This is a genomic window from Spirilliplanes yamanashiensis, assembly GCF_016863475.1.
GTDB lineage: Bacteria > Actinomycetota > Actinomycetes > Mycobacteriales > Micromonosporaceae > Spirilliplanes > Spirilliplanes yamanashiensis.
In genome coordinates this window covers 46,259-66,612 of the sequence record NZ_BOOY01000026.1, presented here as the reverse complement: position 1 = coordinate 66,612, position 20,354 = coordinate 46,259, and the positions used below count along the sequence as shown (strand labels likewise).

General features: G+C 75.1%; 21 protein-coding genes. 9 read left to right on the top strand and 12 right to left on the bottom strand.

What is annotated here, in order from left to right; all coding sequences use genetic code 11:
* Positions 1 to 26 precede the first annotated feature (26 nt).
* Both Sya03_RS17125 and Sya03_RS17120 read left to right on the top strand, forming a co-directional pair.
* Entirely contained in the window at positions 27 to 746 is a 720-nt protein-coding gene (locus tag Sya03_RS17125; RefSeq protein WP_203939319.1) for a MerR family transcriptional regulator, read from the top strand.
* Entirely contained in the window at positions 743 to 1,351 is a 609-nt protein-coding gene (locus Sya03_RS17120; RefSeq protein WP_203939318.1) for a hypothetical protein, read from the top strand. Before Sya03_RS17125 ends, Sya03_RS17120 begins: the two co-directional genes overlap by 4 nt.
* Here the strand turns inward: Sya03_RS17120 and Sya03_RS17115 are convergent.
* The 4 genes from Sya03_RS17115 to Sya03_RS17100 are packed head-to-tail and all read right to left on the bottom strand — an operon-like array spanning position 1,344 to position 4,225.
* Positions 1,344 to 1,754 carry an ester cyclase gene (locus tag Sya03_RS17115; RefSeq protein WP_203939317.1) on the bottom strand — a complete coding sequence of 137 codons (411 nt, stop codon included), beginning with the start codon at positions 1,752 to 1,754 and terminating at the stop codon, positions 1,344 to 1,346. The two genes, Sya03_RS17120 and Sya03_RS17115, sit on opposite strands and share 8 nt — an antisense overlap.
* A complete protein-coding gene (nuoH, locus tag Sya03_RS17110) occupies positions 1,744 to 2,703 on the bottom strand; it encodes an NADH-quinone oxidoreductase subunit NuoH (protein WP_203939316.1) in 960 nt (319 codons plus the stop codon). The genes Sya03_RS17115 and nuoH overlap by 11 nt, the downstream gene beginning before the upstream one ends.
* A 1-nt stretch (position 2,704) precedes the next feature.
* Positions 2,705 to 3,529, bottom strand: coding sequence for an NADH-quinone oxidoreductase subunit C (locus tag Sya03_RS17105; RefSeq protein WP_203939315.1), 825 nt, complete (start codon positions 3,527 to 3,529; stop codon positions 2,705 to 2,707).
* 36 nt (positions 3,530 to 3,565) lie between these two features.
* A complete protein-coding gene (locus Sya03_RS17100; RefSeq protein ID WP_203939314.1) occupies positions 3,566 to 4,225 on the bottom strand; it encodes a hypothetical protein in 660 nt (219 codons plus the stop codon).
* 519 nt (positions 4,226 to 4,744) lie between these two features.
* Here Sya03_RS17100 and Sya03_RS17095 point away from each other — a divergent pair.
* Complete coding sequence (locus Sya03_RS17095; protein WP_203939313.1) at positions 4,745 to 5,449, top strand: hypothetical protein; 705 nt, start codon at positions 4,745 to 4,747, stop codon at positions 5,447 to 5,449.
* 12 nt (positions 5,450 to 5,461) lie between these two features.
* Here the strand turns inward: Sya03_RS17095 and Sya03_RS17090 are convergent, their stop codons facing one another.
* A complete protein-coding gene (locus tag Sya03_RS17090; RefSeq protein ID WP_203939312.1) occupies positions 5,462 to 7,291 on the bottom strand; it encodes an FG-GAP-like repeat-containing protein in 1,830 nt (609 codons plus the stop codon).
* Between the two features lie 156 nt (positions 7,292 to 7,447).
* On the opposite strand from Sya03_RS17090, the gene Sya03_RS17085 reads away from it, so the two are divergent.
* Entirely contained in the window at positions 7,448 to 7,987 is a 540-nt protein-coding gene (locus Sya03_RS17085) for an RNA polymerase sigma factor (RefSeq protein ID WP_203939311.1), read from the top strand.
* Positions 7,980 to 8,612, top strand: a complete 633-nt coding sequence (locus tag Sya03_RS17080; protein WP_203939310.1) for a DUF6023 family protein — start codon at positions 7,980 to 7,982, stop codon at positions 8,610 to 8,612. Before Sya03_RS17085 ends, Sya03_RS17080 begins: the two co-directional genes overlap by 8 nt.
* A 4-nt stretch (positions 8,613 to 8,616) precedes the next feature.
* On the opposite strand, the gene Sya03_RS17075 is transcribed toward Sya03_RS17080, so the two are convergent.
* From Sya03_RS17075 to Sya03_RS17060, 4 genes are read right to left on the bottom strand one after another with little or no spacing between them, the layout of a single operon-like run.
* Positions 8,617 to 9,927 (bottom strand): DUF2252 domain-containing protein, encoded by a 1,311-nt coding sequence (locus Sya03_RS17075; protein ID WP_203939309.1) that lies wholly within the window; start codon positions 9,925 to 9,927, stop codon positions 8,617 to 8,619.
* A 28-nt stretch (positions 9,928 to 9,955) separates the two neighbouring features.
* Positions 9,956 to 10,519, bottom strand: coding sequence for an NADH-quinone oxidoreductase subunit B (locus tag Sya03_RS17070; RefSeq protein WP_203939308.1), 564 nt, complete (start codon positions 10,517 to 10,519; stop codon positions 9,956 to 9,958).
* 10 nt (positions 10,520 to 10,529) lie between these two features.
* Entirely contained in the window at positions 10,530 to 11,939 is a 1,410-nt protein-coding gene (locus Sya03_RS17065) for a pyridoxal phosphate-dependent decarboxylase family protein (protein ID WP_203939307.1), read from the bottom strand.
* Positions 11,940 to 11,949: 10 nt separating this feature from the next.
* Complete coding sequence (locus tag Sya03_RS17060) at positions 11,950 to 13,227, bottom strand: MFS transporter (RefSeq protein WP_203939306.1); 1,278 nt, start codon at positions 13,225 to 13,227, stop codon at positions 11,950 to 11,952.
* Between the two features lie 48 nt (positions 13,228 to 13,275).
* Here Sya03_RS17060 and Sya03_RS17055 point away from each other — a divergent pair, with 48 nt between their 5' ends.
* Positions 13,276 to 14,667, top strand: coding sequence for a gamma-glutamyltransferase (locus tag Sya03_RS17055; RefSeq protein WP_203939305.1), 1,392 nt, complete (start codon positions 13,276 to 13,278; stop codon positions 14,665 to 14,667).
* Here Sya03_RS17055 and Sya03_RS17050 read toward each other — a convergent pair.
* The gene (locus Sya03_RS17050; RefSeq protein ID WP_203939304.1) at positions 14,664 to 14,969 is read right to left on the bottom strand and encodes an MGMT family protein; all 306 of its coding nucleotides are present in this window, start codon (positions 14,967 to 14,969) and stop codon (positions 14,664 to 14,666) included. The genes Sya03_RS17055 and Sya03_RS17050 overlap by 4 nt on opposite strands.
* Before the next feature lie 59 nt (positions 14,970 to 15,028).
* Here Sya03_RS17050 and proB point away from each other — a divergent pair, with 59 nt between their 5' ends.
* From proB to Sya03_RS17035, 3 genes are read left to right on the top strand one after another with little or no spacing between them, the layout of a single operon-like run.
* The gene (gene proB, locus Sya03_RS17045; protein ID WP_203939303.1) at positions 15,029 to 16,141 is read left to right on the top strand and encodes a glutamate 5-kinase; all 1,113 of its coding nucleotides are present in this window, start codon (positions 15,029 to 15,031) and stop codon (positions 16,139 to 16,141) included.
* Between the two features lie 14 nt (positions 16,142 to 16,155).
* Positions 16,156 to 17,400, top strand: coding sequence for a glutamate-5-semialdehyde dehydrogenase (locus Sya03_RS17040; RefSeq protein WP_203939302.1), 1,245 nt, complete (start codon positions 16,156 to 16,158; stop codon positions 17,398 to 17,400).
* Positions 17,401 to 17,441: 41 nt separating this feature from the next.
* A complete protein-coding gene (locus Sya03_RS17035; protein WP_203939301.1) occupies positions 17,442 to 18,143 on the top strand; it encodes a cellulose binding domain-containing protein in 702 nt (233 codons plus the stop codon).
* Positions 18,144 to 18,146: 3 nt separating this feature from the next.
* Here Sya03_RS17035 and Sya03_RS17030 read toward each other — a convergent pair whose 3' ends face one another.
* Both Sya03_RS17030 and moeZ read right to left on the bottom strand, forming a co-directional pair.
* Positions 18,147 to 18,965 carry a prenyltransferase/squalene oxidase repeat-containing protein gene (locus tag Sya03_RS17030; RefSeq protein WP_203939300.1) on the bottom strand — a complete coding sequence of 273 codons (819 nt, stop codon included), beginning with the start codon at positions 18,963 to 18,965 and terminating at the stop codon, positions 18,147 to 18,149.
* 96 nt (positions 18,966 to 19,061) lie between these two features.
* Positions 19,062 to 20,315 (bottom strand): adenylyltransferase/sulfurtransferase MoeZ, encoded by a 1,254-nt coding sequence (gene moeZ / locus Sya03_RS17025; protein WP_203939299.1) that lies wholly within the window; start codon positions 20,313 to 20,315, stop codon positions 19,062 to 19,064.
* Between the last annotated feature and the right edge of the window lie 39 nt (positions 20,316 to 20,354).

Genomic DNA, 20,354 nt, shown 5'->3' with positions numbered 1-20,354 from the left:
GTAGCGTCAGGGTTTCTGATGATGGGGTGCTCACCATCTCCGAGCTGGCCAACCTGGCCGGCGTCACGCCGCGCGCGATCCGGCACTACCACCGGGTCGGGGTGCTGCCCGAGCCGCCGCGGCGCGGCAACGGGTACCGCAGCTACGGGCCCGCGGACCTGATCCGGCTGACGCAGATCCGGCGGATGCAGGACGTCGGCCTGAGCCTCGCCGAGATCGGGCGGCTGGTCGGCGAGCCCGCGTCGGACACCCGGTCGGCGCTGCTGGCGCTCGACGAGGAGCTGGGCCGCCAGCAGGCCGAGCTGCTGCGGCGGCGGGAGGCCATCGCGGCCGTGCTGGCCGGGCCCGGCGACCTGGCGCTGCCCCACGAACTGGCCGTGCTGCTGGAACGGGCCGCCGCCATGGGCATCCCGGCCGAGGCGGTGGCCGTGGAGCGGGACGCGCTGGCGCTGCTGGTCGCGCTGTACCCGGAGCGGGTGCCCGGCCTCGTGGAGCTGTACGCGCAGGCGATGGGCGACGAGCGGATGGTCGAGCTGGGACTGCGGTTCACCGCGCTGGCCGACACGCCCCCCGACGACCCGGCCGTCGACGCCCTCGCCGCCGACCTGGCCGCGCACCTGCGGCACCGGGGCACCCCCGGCCCGGCCCAGGACTGGCGGGTGGACGTGATGGCCACGTTCTTCTCGGAGGCGCTGACGCCCGCGCAACAGCGCTGCGGCGAACTGATCGGGAAGGAGCTGGGATGAGGGTGCTGCGGCTGCTGTGGGTGGCGGTCCGGTTCGAGGCGGCGCTGTGGCGCTCGCTGTGGCTGTTCGTCACCGGGCGGCGCGACGGCCGGCGCGACGGCGTCACCACCGTCGGCTACCACAAGGCGGGGACCGGGCTGTTCGTCATGCTCGTCGTCGGCAGCGCCGTCGAGGTGCCCGCGCTGCACTTCATCATCCCGTGGCGGCCGGTGCAGCTCGCCCTGCTCGTGCTGGGCATCTGGGGCGTCACGTTCTCGCTCGGCCTGTGGGTGGCGTACGTGGTGCGGCCCTACCTGGTCTCGGCCGACGGGGTGCGGCTGCGGCACGGCACCTTCACCGACCTGCGGCTCTCGTGGGGGCAGATCGCCCACGTGCAGCCGCGCGACGTCCGCACCTGGGAACGCAACGGCTTCGGCACCGCCATCACCGTCGAGGGCGGCCGGCTCGCGTACGTGGTGCAGGCCGAGACGAACGTGGCGCTGATCCTCACCACGCCGATCACCGTGGACGGCAAGGAGGTCACCGAGGTGCACGTCGGCGCCGACGACCCCCAGGCCCTCGTCGCCGCGCTCGTGGCGGGGCACCGCGTCGCCCAGCTCACGTGAGCGGCGGCAACATCTCCACCCCGAGCTGCTGCAACACCTGGAACAGCTCGTTGACGCTCCACGCGTCCGCGATGCGCCCGTCGGCGTCGAAGCGCAGGAACGTCGCCCCCGAGAAGCTCACCGTGCGCCCGGTCGCCGGCACCGGCCCGAACGGGCCCGCCTGGGTGCCGGCCGCCCGCCACCGCACCGCCGCGCTGCCCTCGGCCGCCACGACCTCGATGATCTTGTAGCGCAGGTCGGGGAACGAGGCGCGGCGGTCCCGGTGGAACGCCAGCACCGCCTCCGGGCCCGCCCCCTGCAACCCCGGGCACCCCGGCGCCACCAGCTCGAGCACCGACCCCTCGGCGCCCGCGTTCCACACGTCCGCCACGAACCGGCGCGCCGCCCGCTCCTCAGAGCGCAACCCGCACCGCCACCGTCAGCACCAGCTGCCCGAGCGCCACCGGCACGAGCACCAGCCAGCACAACCGCTGCAACTGGTCCTCGCGCAGCCGCGGGTAACTGACCCGCAGCCAGATCACCACGAACGCCACCGCGAACACCTTCAGCAGCGTCCACAGCCAGCCCAGCTGCTCCTCGTACGGGCCGTGCCAGCCCCCCAGGAACAGCACCGTCGTCAGCGCCGCGATCACCACGATGCCCACGTACTCGGCGAGCAGGAAGAACGCGAACCGCAGCCCCGAATACTCCGTCATGTAGCCGAACACCAGCTCCGAGTCGGCGATCGGCATGTCGAACGGGGGCCGCCGGATCTCCGCCAGCCCCGCCAGGAAGAACACCACCATCGCCGGCGCCTGCCACAGCAGCCACCACGGCCGCCACGCCTCCACGATGCCGCTCAGGCTCAGCGTCCCCGCCGCCATCGCCACGCTCGCCGCGCTCAGCACCAGCGGCAGCTCGTACCCCAGCAGCTGCGCCGCCCCGCGCAGCCCGCCGAGCAGGCTGTACTTGTTCGCCGACGCCCACGCCGACATCAGCACCGCCACCACGCCCACGCCCAGCAGGGCGAGGACGAAGAACAACCCGATGTCGAGACCCTGCGCGACCAGGCCGCCGGGCCCGAGCGGGATGGCGAGCAGAACCAGCAGGTACGGCATGAGCGCCACAATCGGCGCGAGCTGGAACACCGGCTTGTCGGCGTCCCGCGGCGTCACGTCCTCTTTCTGCACGAACTTGACGCCGTCGGCGACGAGCTGCGCCCAGCCGTGGAACGCACCGGCGTACATGGGTCCGAGCCGGCCCTGCATGTGCGCCATGACCTTGTGCTCCGCCTGCCCGACCAGCAACGGCAGGGTGAGGAACGCGACGACGACGGCGACGACCCGGATCGCCAGATCGAGCCAGACGGGCATCTCAGACCTCCCCGTCGGGGCGCGGGGCGGCGGCCGGGTCGGTGTCCGCCGCCGACGGGTTGGAGGTGGGGCTGGGCTTCGGCTCGGCCGGGGGTTCGACCTTGTCCGGGGCGGCCGGGCCTGCGGTGGCCGGGCCTGCCGTGGCCGCGCCTGCCGCCGCCGGGCGGGGTGGGCGGGGCGGGCGGTCGGTCGGGGTCGGGCGGGGGCCGCGGGCCGGGCGGGACGGGGCGGCGGTCTCGGGGAGGGTGCCCGCCAGGGGGCCCCACTCGTTCGGGTCGGGCACGCCCGGCGGGCGGACCGCGGCCCGCTTCGGGGCGGTGCCCTCGGACTCGCCCGGTTCCTTCGCGCCCGGCCACGCCTTCACCACGCGCGACGCCAGGACGAACTCCTTGCGCAGCGGGTGCCCCTCGAAGCCGTCCGGCAGCAGCAGCGGCCGCAGCCCCGGGTGCCGGGCGAAGTCGATGCCGAACATCTCGTGCGTCTCGCGCTCGTGCCAGTCCGCGCCCGGGAACAATTCCACCACCGACTCCAGCGTCGGCTCGTCGCGCGGCACCCGGGTGCGCAGCAGCACGCCGTGCCGCCGCCGGGTCGACCACAGGTGGACGACGACGGAGAAGCCGTCGGCCAGCTCGTCGACGGCCGACAGCCAGTCGAAGAAGTCGCAGGACAGCACGCCGGCCTCGCGGGCGCCGGCGACCGCCCGGTACCACTTCGCCCGGGGCACGTCGACGGTCGCGCGGGCGTACCCACCGCCGCCCGACACCTCGGCGGTCACGTCGCCGCCGAGCAGGGCCACCATCCGCTCGCCGACCTCTTCGGGCGTCATGCGCACGATCCTAGGGGTCGCCCCGCGGGCCCGGCCCTACCCCGGGATGTCCCAGGCCGACGCCTGCAGCGTGATCGTCCCGTCCTGGGCGGTCGCCGACACCACGAGCAGCACCATTTTCCAGGTGGTGGCGGCGCTGCGGGCCGCGTCCAGGGAGGTGGTGAGGCAGTAGACCTGCCCCCGGCGGACCGGGTGCTCCGCGGTCGACAGCGGCCGGGTGCGGATCTGGTCGGCGCACTCGGTCGGGGTGACGGCCTCCGACTCGACCTCGCTGCCGCGCACCCCCTCGCTCATGGCGAGGGTCCCGGACCGGATGCCGCACGGGTCGTAGTACCGGATCTCGGCGGTGCCGGAGGGCACCTGGACGCGCGGCTCGTCGAGGTCGACGTAGACGGTGTCGCTGCACGCGGAGGGGATGCGCAGCGTCTCGGCCGTGTACTTGACGGCGTACCGGGTCTGGGCGTTCAGGGTGGGCTGGGCGTCGGGGTCGAGGGCGGGGTCGGTGGGCTCGGCCGGGAGGTCGGCGGGGGGTTCGGCCGGCGGGCCGGTCGGCGCCGGTGCGGCCTCGGTCGGGGCCGGCGGCGGGGCGGCGGTGGCGGCGGCCAGGGCGTCGAGGCGGGCGACCGCGTCGCCCGCGCGGTCGGCCGCGCGCCAGGACAGGACGGCGGAACCCGCGGCCAGCAGCAGCGCCAGCACGGCGAGAAGGCCAGTGACGCGCCCGCCACGCCGCCGCCCCGCGGACGACGCAGAAGCAGGCGGCGCGGGAGTGGGCGGCGGCGCGGAGCCGGGCGGCGGGTCGAAGGCCCGCGGCCCGGCGGAAGACGGCGGCCCGGAAACCGGCGGCGGCGCGGAGCCGGGCGGCGGGCCGAAGGCCCGCGGTCCGGCGGAAGACGGCGGCCCCGAGACCGGCGGCGGCCCCGAAACCGGCGGCCCGGAAGGCGGCGCCGGGACCGATGCGCGGCCCTCGTGGCTCGGGTCGCGGGGTGGGGGTGGGGTGGGGCCGAACGCGGTGGGGTGGGGTTGGTGCGGGTCGTGTGCGGTCACGGCGCATCCGGGTTTCTGTCGCTGGTGCGGCGGCGAGGGGCCCGGCACGGTAGCGGCCGGCGGGGGTCGCCGGGCTGTCGTGTTGCCGTCACGGGTGGTGCCGCCCGGCGCCCCTGATCCGGGGACACTATGGCGCTGCCCGATCCACGACCATTCCCCGCAGGGGGCACGGTGACCTCGACCCGTCCGTCCGCCGATCCTGATGCCGCCGCCGGCGCCCGCACCGGCCCGAGAAGGCTCGATCTCAGCACGCGTGCCACGGTCGTCGGCACGGTGGCCGGCGTGCTCAGCCTGGGGGTGGCCGTGGCCGCGTGGCAGTGGCCGCGGTCGCCCGGGCCGGAGCCGCAGGCGTCGGCGACGGCGCCGGAGCCCACGACCGGGCCGCAGCATGTTCCTCCCACCGGGGGACCCACGGGCGGGGGAACGCCGGCCCCGGTGGAGTACCTGGCCGGGACGGCGCCGGAGTCGGGGGCGGCGCACCTGGTGCCGTTGCCGCGGGCGGTGCGCGCCGACGCCGCCTACGCGCGGCGGGCGCTGGTGATCGGGTGCCCGTCGAACGAGACGGGCGACCAGGAGCGGTCGGTGACGTTCGCGCTGCGCGGCCGGTACGCCCGCTTCGACGCGCAGGTGCACCCGTACTACCCGCCGGGGGCCGACGCCCGGTCGGTGACGTTCGTGACCGTGTTCGCCGGCGTCCGCGACCGGGACGCGACCCTGACCACGGCGGAGGCAGGCGCGCAGAAGCGGGCCGCGCCCGGGTCGCCGCTGCCGGTCGCCGCGGACGTGGAGGGGGCCGAGACGGTGACGCTGCGCGTGCAGTGCGACGACCCCGGTGGGGTCGTCGCACTGACCGACGCGCGCGTCACGCCCGCGTAGGGCGCGGGTGGGTCAGAAGACCCGGGGGTACGTGGCGGGCCGCCAGCCGCTGCCGACCCGCAGCCCGTCCTTGCCGAACAGCGTGCCGTCGGCGGACGTGTCGCCCGTGGACGGGAACGCCAGCAGCACGCCGTCCGACTTGTGGGCGACGATGTCGGCCCGGCCGTCGGCGTTGACGTCGCCGACGAGCAGGCGCGGGTACGCCGCCGCCGTGAAGCCGGGCGCGTAGTTGGTGCCGGGCCCGGTGAACAGGCGCCCGCCGGCCGACAGGTCGCCCGTGGACGGCCAGGCGCGCATCGCGCCGTCCGCGAACACCGCGACGATGTCGGTGCGGCCCTCGCCGGTGAGGTCGCCGGTGAGGATGCGCGGGATGCGGGCGGTGGTCCAGCCGGAGCCGACGTCGACCTTGGCGGCGGGGAACAGGGTGCCGTCGGCCGACAGGTCGCCGGTGGAGCGCCACAGGTGCAGCTTGCCGTCCTTGGCCTGGCCGAGGACGTCGGCGCGGCCGTCGCCGTCGACGTCGCCGGTGGTGACGCGCGGGTACGCGTCCAGGGTCAGGCCCAGCTGCTTCACGGAACGCTCGGCGGCGAACATGCGGCCGTCGGCGCTCAGGTCGCCGGTGGAGCTCCACACCCGCAGGTTGCCGTCGGCGTAGTTGGCGCCGATGTCGGTGCGGCCGTCGCCGTCGAAGTCGCCGGTGAGGATGCGCACGACGGCCGCCGTCGTCCAGCCGGAGCCGACCTTGCGGCTCGGGCCGGGGAACAGCGCCGCGGTGGTGGAGAACGAGCCGCTGGACCGCCAGGCGATCAGGTCGCCGTTGGCCATGTTGCGCATGATGTCGGTCTTGCCGTCGCCGGTGAAGTCGCCGAGGACGATGCGCGGCACGTTGGTCTGCGTCCAGCCGCTGCCGACGAGGAACGGCTCGCCGGTGAACAGCGTGCCGGCCGGGGGCAGCGCGGTGGTGCCGCGCCAGCCGTGCAGCTGGCCCTCGACGTTCTGGTGGATGATGTCGGCGCCGCAGTCGCCGGTGAAGTCGGGCAGCGGCGCGCCCAGGCCGGCCGCGTCGACGACGCCGCCGACGGCGTTGCAGGTGCTGGTGGCGGTCGCGGCGATCCAGGCGGCGAGGTCGTCCACCCGGGTCTCGACGGTGGGGGCGTCGGTGCCGTCGACGCCGTGGCAGCCCTGCTGGCCGGACGAGTGGTGCAGCGCGACCAGCTCGGCGCCGGCGCCCGCGCCGCGGACGGCGGGCCCGCCGGCGTCGCCCATGCACACGAGCGTCGCGCCGGACTCGCCGGCGACCTCGACCGTGCCCGCGGCGACCACGCCGACGGCGGCGGTGGCGCCGTGCAGCCGGTCCGGCACCCAGGCGGTGGCGGTGCGGCCGAAGCCGAGCAGGCGCAGGCTCTCGCCGGCCTGCGGGGCCGCGGTGGCGACCGGCACGGGCGTGACGCCCCGGGCGCGGGCGGCCAGGCGGACGAGCACCACGTCGCGGTCCGGGTGCGGGACGACGCGGGTGGCGGCCAGCACGTGACCGGCGGCGGTGCTGCCGTCGGTGCGGCCGACGGTGACGGTGGTGGGCTGCGCCGGGGCGCCGGCCTGGACGCCCACGCCGAAGCACGCCTTGGCCGTGACGACCCACTGCGGCGCGACCAGGGCGCCGGAGCAGCCGCGGCCGGGCAGCTCGCCGACCACGATCCGCGCCGCGAACCGGTAGGCGTCGTTCGCGCCCTCGTCGGAGCCGACGACGGCACCCGCCGCGGTGGCCCCCAGCATCGTCGCCGCGACGGCGGCGGTCAGCCCGAGCGCGGTCGTCGTCCGCGCACGCCAGACTCGTCGTTTCATCTGCCCGCTCTTCTCCCCCGTGGACGAGCCGGAGGTCTCCGGCTCGACAGAACTCGATGGATGGTATCGACGGCGGCCGCGGCCCGCTGTCCCGTCGCCGGGCGGGTGCGGCAGGATTCGCCGCAACCTTCGGGGTCCCCGGCGCGTGTCGTCGGCATGGCCCTGACCACGGACTTGCACCCACCACCGGAGACGACGCGCGCCGTGCCGGATTTCGACGAGTTGTACGCGGCCCACTACGCCGATCTCACCGTGCAGTTGTTCGCGTACTTCGGGGATCGGCAGGAGGCGCAGGACGTCGTGCAGGAGGCGTTCTGCCGGGCGCTGGCCCGCTGGTCGTCGGTGTCGCGGTACGACGACCCGGTGGCGTGGGTGCGGCGGGTCGCCTGGAACCTGGCCGTGAGCCGGTGGCGGCGTGCCCGCACCGCGCTGGGTTTCCTGCGCCGGCAGCGGGTGGCGGAGCCGCAGGTGGACGGGCCGAGCCCGGAGCGGGTCGCGCTGGTGCGCGCGCTCGCCACGCTGCCGGGGGTGCAGCGCCGCGCGATGGTGCTGCACTACCTGGCCGATCTGACCGTCGCGGAGATCGCGCAGCGCGAGGGGGTGGCCGAGGGCACCGTGAAGTCCTGGCTGCACCGTGGCCGCGCCGCGCTCGCCGTCCAGCTCCGCCCGACCGGCACGGAGGTGTCCCGTGGCTGACCAGCTCACCGACGACCAGCTCGCCGACCTGTTCGCGGGCCTGCGGGCCGACACCGTGGCGGCGGTGCTGCCGCCGGGCGCCGACGCGGCCCGGCACACGGTGCGGCGCCGCCGGCAGGCGCGGGCCGCCGTGACGGGCGGCCTGGCGGTGGCGGCCGTGGCGGGGGTCGTGGGCGTCGCCGTCGCGGGGACGCCGGCCGCGCCGCCGGCGGAACCGACCGGGCCGCTGCCCACCGCCGACCGGTCCGCCCTGCGGGACCTGGCGGAGTCGGTGCTCCCGCCCGACGCCCGGTCGGCGGCGGCGTGGTCGTTCTCCCTCGGCGACGAGACGTCCAACACGGCCGGGGAGCTGCCGGCCGGCAGCTACCGGATGGTGGTGGCGTGCGCCGGCGACGGCGGCACCGACGTGCTGGTGCGGTGGACGCCGCGCGGCGAGGACAACCTGTTCGACCCGGAGCGGGCCGTGGTCGTGGCGACCGGCGAGACCGCGTGCGCGGCGGCGCCGTCGCCGGCCACCCTGCGGTTCGTCACCCCGCGCGACGGCGAGGTGATGGTGTCGGTGGAGGCGGTCGACGGCGCCGCGGGCCGGGCGGGCTTCGCGTACCGCATCGTGCCCGCCCGGTGACGGCTCAGCCCAGGCCGGGCAGGCGGCCGTTGCGGAACAGGTCGACGAACTCCTGGTGGTCGGCGCGGGCGCGGGCCCCGTACTCGTGGGCGAAGCCGACCAGGTGGTCGACGAACCCGGCCTCGTCCTTCTCGACCTCGGCGACGATGGCCTCCTCGGTGGAGAAGTCGACGAGGTCGTGGCTGGACTCGTCGTCGGCGACGGAGTGCATCCGGGCGACGGCGACGCCGAGGTCGTGGACGACGCCGGTCAGCTCGGCCGGCTCGTTCACGTCCGCCCAGTCGAGGTCGGCGGCGTACGGGGACACCTCGGCGACGAGCTGCCCGACGCCGTCGAGCTCGGTGAAGCCCAGCCACGGGTCGGCGTAGGCCTGCAGGGCGCGCTGCGACTCGGCGGTGCGGTGGCCCTGGTGGCGGAAGTAGGAGCGGACCCGGTCGTCGTCGATGTGCCGGGCCACGGACGGCACCTGCGCCTGCTTCATGTAGATGACGACGTCGTTCTCCAGCGCCTGGGTGTGGCCCTCCAGCAGCAGGTTGTACGAGGGCAGCCCGGCGGAGCCGATGCCGACGCCCTTGCGCAGCACGATGTCCTTGATGTGGGTCTCGACGGGGCGCACGGTGCCGGCCGCGGGCAGCGTGCCCAGGTACTGCTCGAACGCGGCGGTGACCGCGGCGCGCCCGTCGGCGTCGACCTCGAAGACGCCGTCGCCGAGGCTGAACCGGCGCTCGTAGTCGTCGACGGTGGTCTGGGTCGACAGCAGGTCGACGCGGGTGTTGAGCCGGGCCCGCTGGAGCACCTGGCGCAGCACCCCGTCGGCGGTGTCGAGGGTGATGGAGCCGATGGTGTCGTCGCCGTCGCGGGCGATGCCGCGCAGCTCGCCCAGGTACGCCCGGGTGAACGTGGTGACGAGCTCGCCGATGACGTCGTCGGACAGCGCCTTGGCGTACCCGATGAGGGCGACGCTGGCGGCGAAGCGCCGCAGGTCCCAGGTGAACGGGCCGACGTACGCCTCGTCGAAGTCGTTGACGTTGAAGACGAGCTGGCCGGAGGCGTTCATGTAGGTGCCGAAGTTCTCGGCGTGCAGGTCGCCGTGGATCCACACCCGGCCGGTCTGCGGGGTGAGGAACGAGTCGTCGGCGTACGCGCCGGTCATGTCGGCGTAGAACAGGGCGGCGCTGCCCCGGTAGAACGCGAACGGCGACGCGGCCATCTTGCGGAACTTGCGGCGGAACGAGGCCGGGTCGAGCGCCATCAGCTCGCCGAACTCGCGGGTCAGGACGTCGGCGATGAGGCCGGCGCGCTCGTTCGAGGTCATGGTCCGCAGGCTAGACCTCGGGGGCGAATCAGCGTGGCGGCTTCACGACTCCGGCGGTGAGGGAGGCGGCGTCGCGCGGGACGGCCGGCGGGGCGACGGGCGCGGCGAGCGGGTCGGGCCGGGACACGCCGCCGATGCCGGACTGCTCGGCGGCGATCTTCTCCTGCAGGCGCAGGATGCCGTGCAGCAGCGCCTCGGGCCGCGGCGGGCAGCCGGGCACGTACACGTCGACGGGGATGAGCTGGTCGACGCCCTTGGTGACCGAGTAGGAGTCCCAGTAGGGGCCGCCGCAGTTGGAGCAGGAGCCGAAGCTGATGACGTACTTGGGCTCGGGCATCTGGTCGTAGAGGCGCTTGATGGCGGGCGCCATCTTGTCGGTGACGGTGCCCGAGACCACCATGAGGTCGGCCTGGCGGGGGCCGTGCGCGAACGGGATGACGCCCATGCGCATGAAGTCGTGCCGGCTCATGCTGGTGGCGATGAACTCGATGGCGCAGCAGGCCAGGCCGAAGTTGAAGACCCAGAGCGAGTAGCGCCGGCCCCAGTTCAGCACGAACTTGATCGGCTCACCGAGCACTCCAGGCAGTCCCACGCCGTCGAGCTTAGTCCCAGGCCGGATGCTGCAGGAACGAGAGGAAGGCCGTCAGCAGCGCCTCGCGCAGCGCGGGCGTGGCCGCGTCGAGCAGGGTGTTGACGCCGGCCATGCCGTCGCCGGTGCCGACGCCGAGCGCCTCGGCCAGGGTGCGGATGAGCGCGGGCGTCACCTCGGCGGGCGTCAGCGCGGGCAGCGGCGGCAGCTGCACCGGGCCGCGCTCGCGGGTGGCGGCGACCGCGTCGGCCAGGGCGGGGCCGAAGTCGGCGGCGGTCGGGGCGACCGCGGCGGTGACGGTGAGGTGGATCGTCGCGGGCAGGTTGCCGTACGACAGCTGGGGCTGGGTGTGCCAGCCGCGGGCGGACAGCTCGTCGGCCAGCACGAACAGGTCGACGCCGTCGTCGGCGCCCAGGCACACCACGGTGGTCTCCGGCTCGGCGGCCAGGTGCACGCCGTCGGTCGCGTTCACCGCCCCGGCCAGGATGTGCACGGCCGACTGGGCGGCCTCGGCCAGGTGCAGGTAGCCGTCGTCGCCGATGTGCCGGACCGCCGCGTACGCCGCCGCGATGGGCCCGCCGGAGCGGGTGGACGACACACCCGCGTTGATCATGGTGTAGCCGGGCCAGCCCGCGTACGCGAAGTACTGCGGCAGCCGCAGCTCCTCGCTGCGGTGCAGCAGCACCGAGACGCCCTTCGGCGTGTACGCGTACTTGTGCAGGTCGACGGAGATGCTGGTGACGCCCGGCACGGACAGGTCGAAATCGGGCAGGTCGGCGCCGAGGCGGCGCAGGTACGGCAGCACCCAGCCGCCGAAGCAGGCGTCGACGTGGAACCGCACCCCGCGCTCGGCGGCCACGGCGGCGATCTCGGGAATCGGGTCGACGACGCCGTGCGCGTACGACGGCGCGGACGCCGCCACCAGCACGGTGTCGGGGCCGATCGCGGCGCCGATCGCCTCGGCGTCGGCGCGCAGGTTGACCACCGGCACGGTGTCCAGGGCCACGCCCAGGTAGTGGGCGGCCTTGGCGAACGCGGCGTGCGCGGTGGCGGGCACGACCAGCCGCGGCGCGGCGACGTCCGGCCGGGAGTCGCGGGCCGCCTTCACGGCGAGCAGCAGCGACTCGGTGCCGCCGCCGGTGACGTTGCCGACCGTGCCGGGGCCGCCGCCGAGCAGCGACGCCGCGTCGGCGACCAGCGCGTTCTCCAGCGCCAGCAGGGACGGGAACGCCGTCGGGTCGAGCCCGTTGACGTGCCCGGCGAGGCCGTGCGCGGCCTGCGTCAGCTCGTCGAGGCCGGGCAGGGCCGGGTCGTAGACGTACGCGAACAGGTGCCCCCCGTGGGTCGGCAGGTCCGCGTCGCGCAGGGCGCGGATCTCGGCGAGCACGTCGGCGGCGGCCAGGCCCTTCTGCGGCAGTCCCATGACTGCGACGTTAGCGGCTGCGCAGCAGCGCCGTGGCCGTCGCGACGAGAACCGCCGGGACGACGGTGAACCCGAGCAGGACGCCGAGGCGCGCGGCGTCGTCCTGGGCGGCGGCCGTCCCGCCGGTCGACGACGCGTAGCCGGACAGCTGGAGCACCAGGGCGTAGATGCCGGGGCCCAGCGCCAGCCCGAACGTCTCCCCCGCCGTCCACAGGCCGGTGAACACCCCGGCCTGGCGGCGGCCGGTGCGCTGCTCGTCGGCGGCGATGTGGTCCGGCAGCAGGGCCAGGGCGAAGACCTGCTGGCCCGCGTACCCGCAGCCGGTGACCGCGACCAGCGCGTAGATCGCGGCGCCCGGCAGCGCCGGGCTCGCGACGAGGGCGCACGCCCCGGCGGCGAACAGCAGCGAGGCCGCGACCAGCGCGCGGCGCTTGCCGAGGCGGGCCCCGGCCCGCGACCACAGCGGCATCACCAGCAGGGCGGGGCCGACGAAGCCGGCGAACAGGAACGTGGCGCCCGACGCCTGCCCGACCACGTGGTCGGCGAAGTACTGGACGCCGGCGAGCATCGTGGCGATGCCCGCCGACTGCACGACGAAGCACGCCAGCAGCGCCGTGAACCGCCGGTTCGCGCCGGCCACCGCGAGCTGCGCGCGCAGGCTGGGCTCCGCCTGCGTCGCGCGGCCGACCGGGGTGCCGCGGGTGCCCAGGTACGCCCACAGCGCGCCGGCCAGGATCAGCACGCCCACGAACAGGCCCATCCAGCGGTGCCCGGCCACCCCGCCGCCGCCGAGGTCGACGACGAGCGGGGCGAGCGCGCCCGACGCCAGGATCGCCACCGCCAGCACGGCCACCCGGTACGTCATGATCCGGGTGCGCTCGGCGTGGTCCTCGGTCAGCACGGCGGGCAGCGCCACGTACGGCACCTGGTAGAACGCGAACGCCGTCGCGGTGGCCAGGAACGCGACGGCCACGTACCACCCGGCCGGGACGGCGAACATGGCCGCGAACAGCACGGCGAGCGCCGCGCCGCCCCACAGCAGGTACGGGCGGCGGTCGCCGGAGCGGTCGCTGAGCCGGCCGGCGACCGGGTTGACCAGCACGTCCCACGCCTTCGGCAGCAGCACGAGCAGCCCGGCGACGCCGGCCGCGACGCCGAGCGTGTCGGTCAGGTACGGCAGGAGCAGCAGCCCGGGCACGGTGCCGAACGCGCCCGTGGCGAGCGACCCGCCCGCGTAGCCGAGCAGCACCCGGCGGGGCAGGCCGGCCTGCGCGGATGTCGCCGTCATGGTCGCGGATGGTAACGATCTCGGACCCCGCGTTCTACAGTGCGCGGCATGACAGTCCCCGCGGGCGTCGCCGCCAACCATCCCGCCACGGCCGGCATCGGCCTGGACGTCCTGCGGGCGGGCGGCTCGGCGGCCGACGCCGCGGTGGCCGCGGTGTTCGCCTGCGCGGCCGCGGAGAGCATCTACACGGGCCTCGGCGGGGCCGGTTTCGCCACCTACTACGACGCTGCCACGGCCCGCGTGACCTGCCTGGACTTCTTCTGCTCGGTGCCCGGCACGGACGGCGACGTCACCGCCGGGCCGATGGTGCCCGTCGAGGTGTTCTTCGGCGGCATGCCGCAGGTGTACGCGATCGGCGGCGCCAGCGTGGCGGTGCCCGGGGTGCCCGCGGGGTGCGGGGAGCTGCACCGCCGCTGGGGGCGGCTGCCGTGGCGCGACGTCGTCACCCCTGCGGTGGAACTCGCCCGCACGGGCGCCCGGCTGCCCGCCGCGCACGGGCGCACCCTGGCGTCGTGCGCGCCGGCCCTGGCGTACGGCGAGGGGGCGGCCGTGTACGAGCCGGCGGGGCGCCTGCTGCACGAGGGCGACCTGCTGTTCCACCCGGGCCTGGCGACGGCGCTGGCGGCGCTCGCCGACGAGGGCCCGGCGCTGTTTTACACCGGCGACCTGGCCAAGATCATGGTGGACGCGGTGCGCGCGGCGGGCGGCGCGCTGGGCATGCGCGACCTGGCCGGCTACGCGGTGACCGAGGTGCCGGTGCGCACGGCCGCGCTGGCCGGGCACCGGGTGCTGGCCCGGCAGGACATGAACCGGCTGGTCGACACGATCGGCGCGCTGCCCGGTCCGCTGCCCGCCGGGCCGCAGCGCGCCGTGGCGGTGGCGGCGGCCCTGCGCGACCACGGCGTGCAGCGCAAGGGCGACACCACGAACGTGTCGGTGGTCGACGCCGACGGCAACGCCTGCGTGGTCACCACCACGATGGGGCTGGGCGCCGGCGTGTGGCTGCCCGGCCTCGGCATCAACCTGAACTCGATGCTCGGCGAGGGCGAGCTGATCACCGCCGACCTGGCCCCGGGCGTGCGCATGCAGTCGAACATGTGCCCGCTGGTGGTGCTCGACGGCGGCGGCGCGCTGGCCCTGGCGGCCGGCTCGGCGGGCGCGTCGCGCATCCGCACCGCGCTGCTGCACACCCTGCTCGGCGTCCTGGCCGACGGCCTGGACATGGCGGCCGCGGTGGACCGGCCGCGCTTCCACGTCGTGGACGACAGCGTGCAGGCCGAGCCGGGCTGCGACCCGGACGACCTGGCGGCCCTGGCGGCGGCCGGGTGGCGGGTGCGCCCGTGGGAGGAGCTGAACCACTACTTCGGCGGGGTGACGGCGGTCGGCCGCGGCGGCGCGGCGGGCGACCCGCGCCGCGGCGGCGTGGGGCTGCTGGCCTAGCCGGGGAACCAGGCCGCGCTGCGCATGTTCACCCGGTCGCCGCGCAGCGGGGTGCCCTCCTTGCGGTGCAGGGCCGTGGCCAGGCCGACGTGCCGGCGCGGGAACGCCCCCGCGCTGGTGACGACACGGTGCCACGGCACGCTGCCACCGTGCTTGGCCATGATGGTGCCCACCAGGCGGGCGGAGTTGCGGCCGGACTTCTCGGCGAGCGCGTCGGCCACCGCGCCGTAGGACATGACCCGGCCCGGCGGGATGCGCTCGACCAGCGCGAGGACCGCCTCGACGTACTCCTCGGGTGTCACGCGGCCACGATATGGGATGCGCCGGAGATCGTCGCGGTGGCGGCGCGCAGAATGGGGCGGTGCGCGATGCGGTGAGCGCCGCGCGGCGTGTCGTGGTCAAGGTGGGGTCGTCCTCGCTGACCACCGCCGCGGGCGGCCTGGACCCTCAGCGCGTCGACGCGCTGGTCGACGCGCTGGCCGGGCTCGCCACCGCCGGGCGCGAGGTGGTGCTCGTGTCGTCCGGCGCGATCGCCGCCGGGCTCGCCCCGCTGGCGCTGCGCCGGCGCCCGCGCGACCTGGCCACCCAGCAGGCCGCCGCCTCCGTCGGCCAGGGCCTGCTGATCGGCCGGTACGCGGGCGGCTTCGCCCGGCACGGCCTGACCGTCGGGCAGGTGCTGCTGACCGCCGACGACGTCACCCGGCGGGGGCACTACCGCAACGCGTACCGGACCCTGCGCAAGCTGCTCGACCTGGGCGCGGTGCCGATCGTCAACGAGAACGACACCGTCGCCACCGAGGAGATCCGGTTCGGCGACAACGACCGGCTGGCCGCGCTGGTGGCCGGGCTGGTCGAGGCCGACCTGCTGGTGCTGCTGTCGGACGTCGAGGCGCTGTTCACCGGCGACCCGGCGCTGCCGGACTCGCGGCGCGTCGCCGAGGTCCGCGACGACGCCGACCTGGCCGGGGTGGCGATCGGCCGGGCCGGCCGGGCGGGCGTCGGCACCGGCGGCATGGTCACCAAGGTCGAGGCGGCGCGCATCGCCACCGGCTTCGGCATCCCGGTCGTGCTGACGGCGGCGCCGCTGGCCGGCCGGGCCCTGGCGGCCGAGGACGTCGGCACCTTCTTCCACCCGGGGCTCGACCGCCCCACCGCCCGGCTGTTCTGGCTGGCGCACGCCACCGCGCCGCGCGGCCGGCTGCACCTCGACCCGGGGGCGGTGCAGGCCGTGGTGGTGCGCCGCAAGTCGCTGCTGCCCGCGGGCATCACCGCGGTCGACGGGGTGTTCTCCGCAGGCGACGCCGTCGACCTGGTCGACGCCGGGTCGGGCGCGCCGGTGGCCCGCGGGCTGGTCAACTACGACGCGGTCGAGCTGCCGCCGCTGCTGGGCCGCACGACGGTGGACCTGGCGGCGACGCTCGGGCCGGGGTACGAACGAGAGGTCGTCCACCGCGACGACCTCGTGCTGCTGTAGAGGGGAAGCCGGACATGAGCGTCATCGAGCAGGCCGGGAAGGCCCGCGTCGCCGCGATCGAGCTGGGCGCCGCCACGCGCACGGTCAAGGACGCGGCGCTGCTGCTGATGGCCGACCGGCTCGTGGAGCGCGCCGGCGACATCGTGGCCGCCAACGAGGTCGACGTGCGCAACGGCCGCGCGAACGGCCTCACCGAGTCCGTGATCGACCGGCTGGCACTGACGCCCGAGCGGGTCGCCGCCATGGCCGACGGGCTGCGCCAGATGGCCGCCCTGCCCGACCCCGTCGGCGAGGTGGTGCGCGGTTCCACGCTCGCCAACGGCCTGGAGCTGCGCCAGATCCGGGTGCCGTTCGGCGTGGTCGGCATCATCTACGAGGGCCGCCCCAACGTCACCGCCGACGCCGCCGGCATCTGCCTCAAGAGCGGCAACGCGGCGCTGCTGCGCGGCTCGTCGTCGGCGCTCAGCTCGAACGCGGCGATCGTGTCGGTGCTGCGCAAGGCCGTCGCGGACGCGGGCCTGCCGGCCGACGCCGTCCAGCTGCTCGACGCCACCACCCGCGACTCCGTCAAGGAGCTGATGCGGGCGCGCGGCCTGGTCGACGTGCTCATCCCGCGCGGCGGCGCCTCGCTGATCCGGACGGTCGTCGAGGAGTCGACGGTGCCGGTCATCGAGACGGGCGTCGGCAACTGCCACGTGTACGTCGACGAGCACGCCGACCTCGACAAGGCGCTCGCCGTGGTCCTCAACTCCAAGACGCAGCGACTGTCCACGTGCAACACCGCCGAGTCGCTACTGGTGCACGCCGCGGTCGCGCCGGCGTTCCTGCCGCGGGTGCTGGAGGCGTTGCACGGCAAGGGCGTCACCGTGCACGGCGACGCGGCGTTCGCGGCGGCCTCGGCCGACGTGGTGGCCGCGACCGACGACGACTGGGGCACCGAGTACCTGTCCGCCGACATCTCCGCCCGCGTCGTCGACTCGCTCGACGACGCGCTGGACCACATCCGCGTGCACGGCTCCGGGCACACCGAGGCCATCGTCAGCGAGTCCGTGGCGGCCACCCGCCGCTTCGTGTCCAGGGTGGACGCCGCGGCCGTCATGGTGAACGCGTCGACCCGGTTCACCGACGGCGGCGAGTTCGGCTTCGGCGCTGAGATCGGCATCTCCACCCAGAAGCTGCACGCGCGCGGCCCGATGGGCCTGCCGGAGCTGACGTCCACGAAGTACGTGGTCACCGGCGACGGCCACGTCCGCCCCTAAGGACATCGACACACCTCAGCGCCCGCTCCTACGGTGAGATCATGTCGCCTCGCCGTGTCCTCACCGTCCTGATGCTCGTGGCCGGGTCGGTGGCCGTCGCCGCGCCCGCGGCCGCCGCCACCCCCGGCCTCACCGCCACCTACTCGAGCGCCGACCACGGCTCGTGGCGCAAGGCCACGTTCGTCGTCGCCAACCCCACCGGCGCGGCCGTCACCGGGTGGACGCTGGAGTTCGACGTCCCCGCCGGCCTGGAGGTCGGGCAGGGCCACAACGGCACGCTCACCCGCACCGGCGACCACGTCACCGTCACCAACGCCCACTACAACGGGGCCCTGGCGCCCGGCGCGACCACCGAGCCGCACTCGTTCTTCTTCGTCGCCGGCGGCGCCGACCTCGCGCCCCTCAACTGCCGCATCAACGGCAACCCGTGCGACGGCGGCCCCGGCCCCGGCCCCGACACCACCCCGCCGACCGCCCCGGCGAACCTGCGCGTCGTGGCCACCACCGACACCACGATCACCGTCGCCTGGGACGCCGCCACCGACGACACCGGCATCGCCCGCTACGAGCTGACCACCACCGGCGGCGGCCGGCTGCCCACCATCGGCTTCGTCCTCGGCACCAGCAGCACCGTGTCGTTCCTGCGGCCGTCCACGGCGTACCAGTTCACCGTGCGCGCCCGCGACACCGCCGGCAACGCCTCCGCCACCGTCGGGCCGCTCACCGTCACCACGGCGCCTTAGCGCTCAGCGGCAGGCGCGGATCGCGATCAACGTGGTGTGCACGTCGAACTGCGGGCCGTCGTCGCTGTCCCAGCCGCCGTCGGAGCGCTGCGTCTCCCCCAGCCGCTTGCGGGCCGCCCGCAGCAGCCAGTCGTCGCTGCCCACCGGCACCCGGCGCAGCGCCGCCGCCATCGACGCCACGTCGGCCGGGCTCATGCCGGGCAGCCGGTCGCCCAGCACCAGCTGCACCCGCGCCGACTCGTAGTACAACTGCTGGTCGAACAGCAGGCCCGCGGCGTGCCACCCGGCCGCCAGGAACGACGGCCAGCTGCCGTCCGGGCGCAACTGCGCGGCGACGTACTGGGCGGCCAGCCGCACCTGCGCGTCGTACCGCCCGGGATCGTCGGGGTCCGGCAGCTCGGGGCGCAGCTCGACCTCCGCGGCCACCAGCCGGAACCCGGCCACGGACGTCAGGTACAGCCGCGCCTCCGGGTCACCGGGCAACGCCCACGGCGGCGCCTGCGCGGCCAGCTGGGGGTCCTCCTCCCAGCTGCCGTCCTGCCGCTGCACCGACCCGAGCCACGTCAGCGCCCGCCGCCCGGCCGGGCCGTGCTCCGCGCCCAGGTCGTCCAGCTCGGCAAGCCGGAAACACGTGGCGTCGACCGACGGCACCGCGATGTCCCCCGACGCCGGCCAGCCGCCCGCGGGCAACTGCCCCTGCTCGATACGGTCGAGCACGTTCTGCGGCGGGGTCGCCCTGGTCCGCAGCCAGGACAGCCGCGCCCGCTCCACGAGATCACCGTGCGCGACGACGTATCCGATAGCGGCATCGATGTCCACCACGGACGTGACGCTACAGCTCACCGCGGCGTTTCGCTCCCTCGTCCCAGCGCACAGAAGGGCCGCCCCGTGGGGCGGCCCTTCTGTGCGGAACCTGCGTCAGTACGCCGGCAGGGACGGGTCGACCGACTTGATCCAGGACAGGACGCCGCCCTGCACGTGCACCGCGTCCTTGAAGCCGGCCGCCTTCAGCGCCGCCAGCGCCTCCGCCGAGCGCACGCCCGACTTGCAGTGCAGCACGATCTGGCGGTCTTGCGGGAACTGCGCCAGGGCCTCGCCGGACAGGATCTCGCCCTTGGGGATCAGCGTGGAGCCCGGGATGCGGACGATCTCGTACTCGGCGGGCTCGCGCACGTCGACGAGGAACACGTCCTTGCCGGAGTCCTGCCACTCCTTCAGCTCGGCGGCCGTGATGGTGGCGTCGATCGTCGCCTCCTGGGCCTCGACCGAGACCGCGCCGCAGAAGTCCTCGTAGTCCTCCATGAGGTCCGTCAGCGTGGCGTTCGGGCCGCAGAGCACGCAGTCCGGGTCCTTGCGAACCTTGATCTTGCGGTACTCCATCTCCAGGGCGTCGTAGACCATCAGCTTGCCGACGAGCGGCTCGCCGATGCCCGCCAGCAGCTTGATGGCCTCGTTGACCTGGATCGAGCCGATGGACGCGCAGAGCACGCCCAGCACGCCGCCCTCGGCGCAGCTCGGCACCATGCCGGGCGGCGGGGGCTCCGGGTAGAGGCAGCGGTAGCAGGGGCCGTGCTCGGCCCAGAACACCGACGCCTGGCCGTCGAAGCGGTAGATCGAACCCCACACGTACGGCTTGCCGAGCAGCACCGCCGCGTCGTTGACCATGTAGCGGGTGGCGAAGTTGTCGGTGCCGTCGACGATCAGGTCGTACTGGGAGAAGATCTCCTTGACGTTCTCGTTGTCCAGCGCCATGTTGTGGATGACCACGTTCACCAGCGGGTTGATCTCGCGGATGCTCGCGGCGGCCGACTCCGCCTTCGGGCGGCCGATGTCCGAGACGCCGTGGATGATCTGGCGCTGCAGGTTCGACTCGTCGACGGTGTCGAACTCGACGATGCCGAGCGTGCCGACGCCCGCGGCGGCCAGGTAGAGCAGCGCCGGCGAGCCGAGGCCCCCGGCGCCCACACAGAGCACCTTGGCGTTCTTGAGCCGCTTCTGCCCCTCCACCCCCACGTCGGGGATGATGAGGTGGCGCGAATAGCGGCGGATCTCGTCGACGGTCAGCTCGGCGGCGGGTTCGACGAGCGGGGGCAGCGACACGGTGGACTCCCCGGGTTCGGCTGGGTGCTTGTGCACCCGCCATTGTTGCTCGCCCGCCGCCGATGCGGGCATGACGTGCGCCACCGGCCCGGCATGCGGGATGGGGAATAC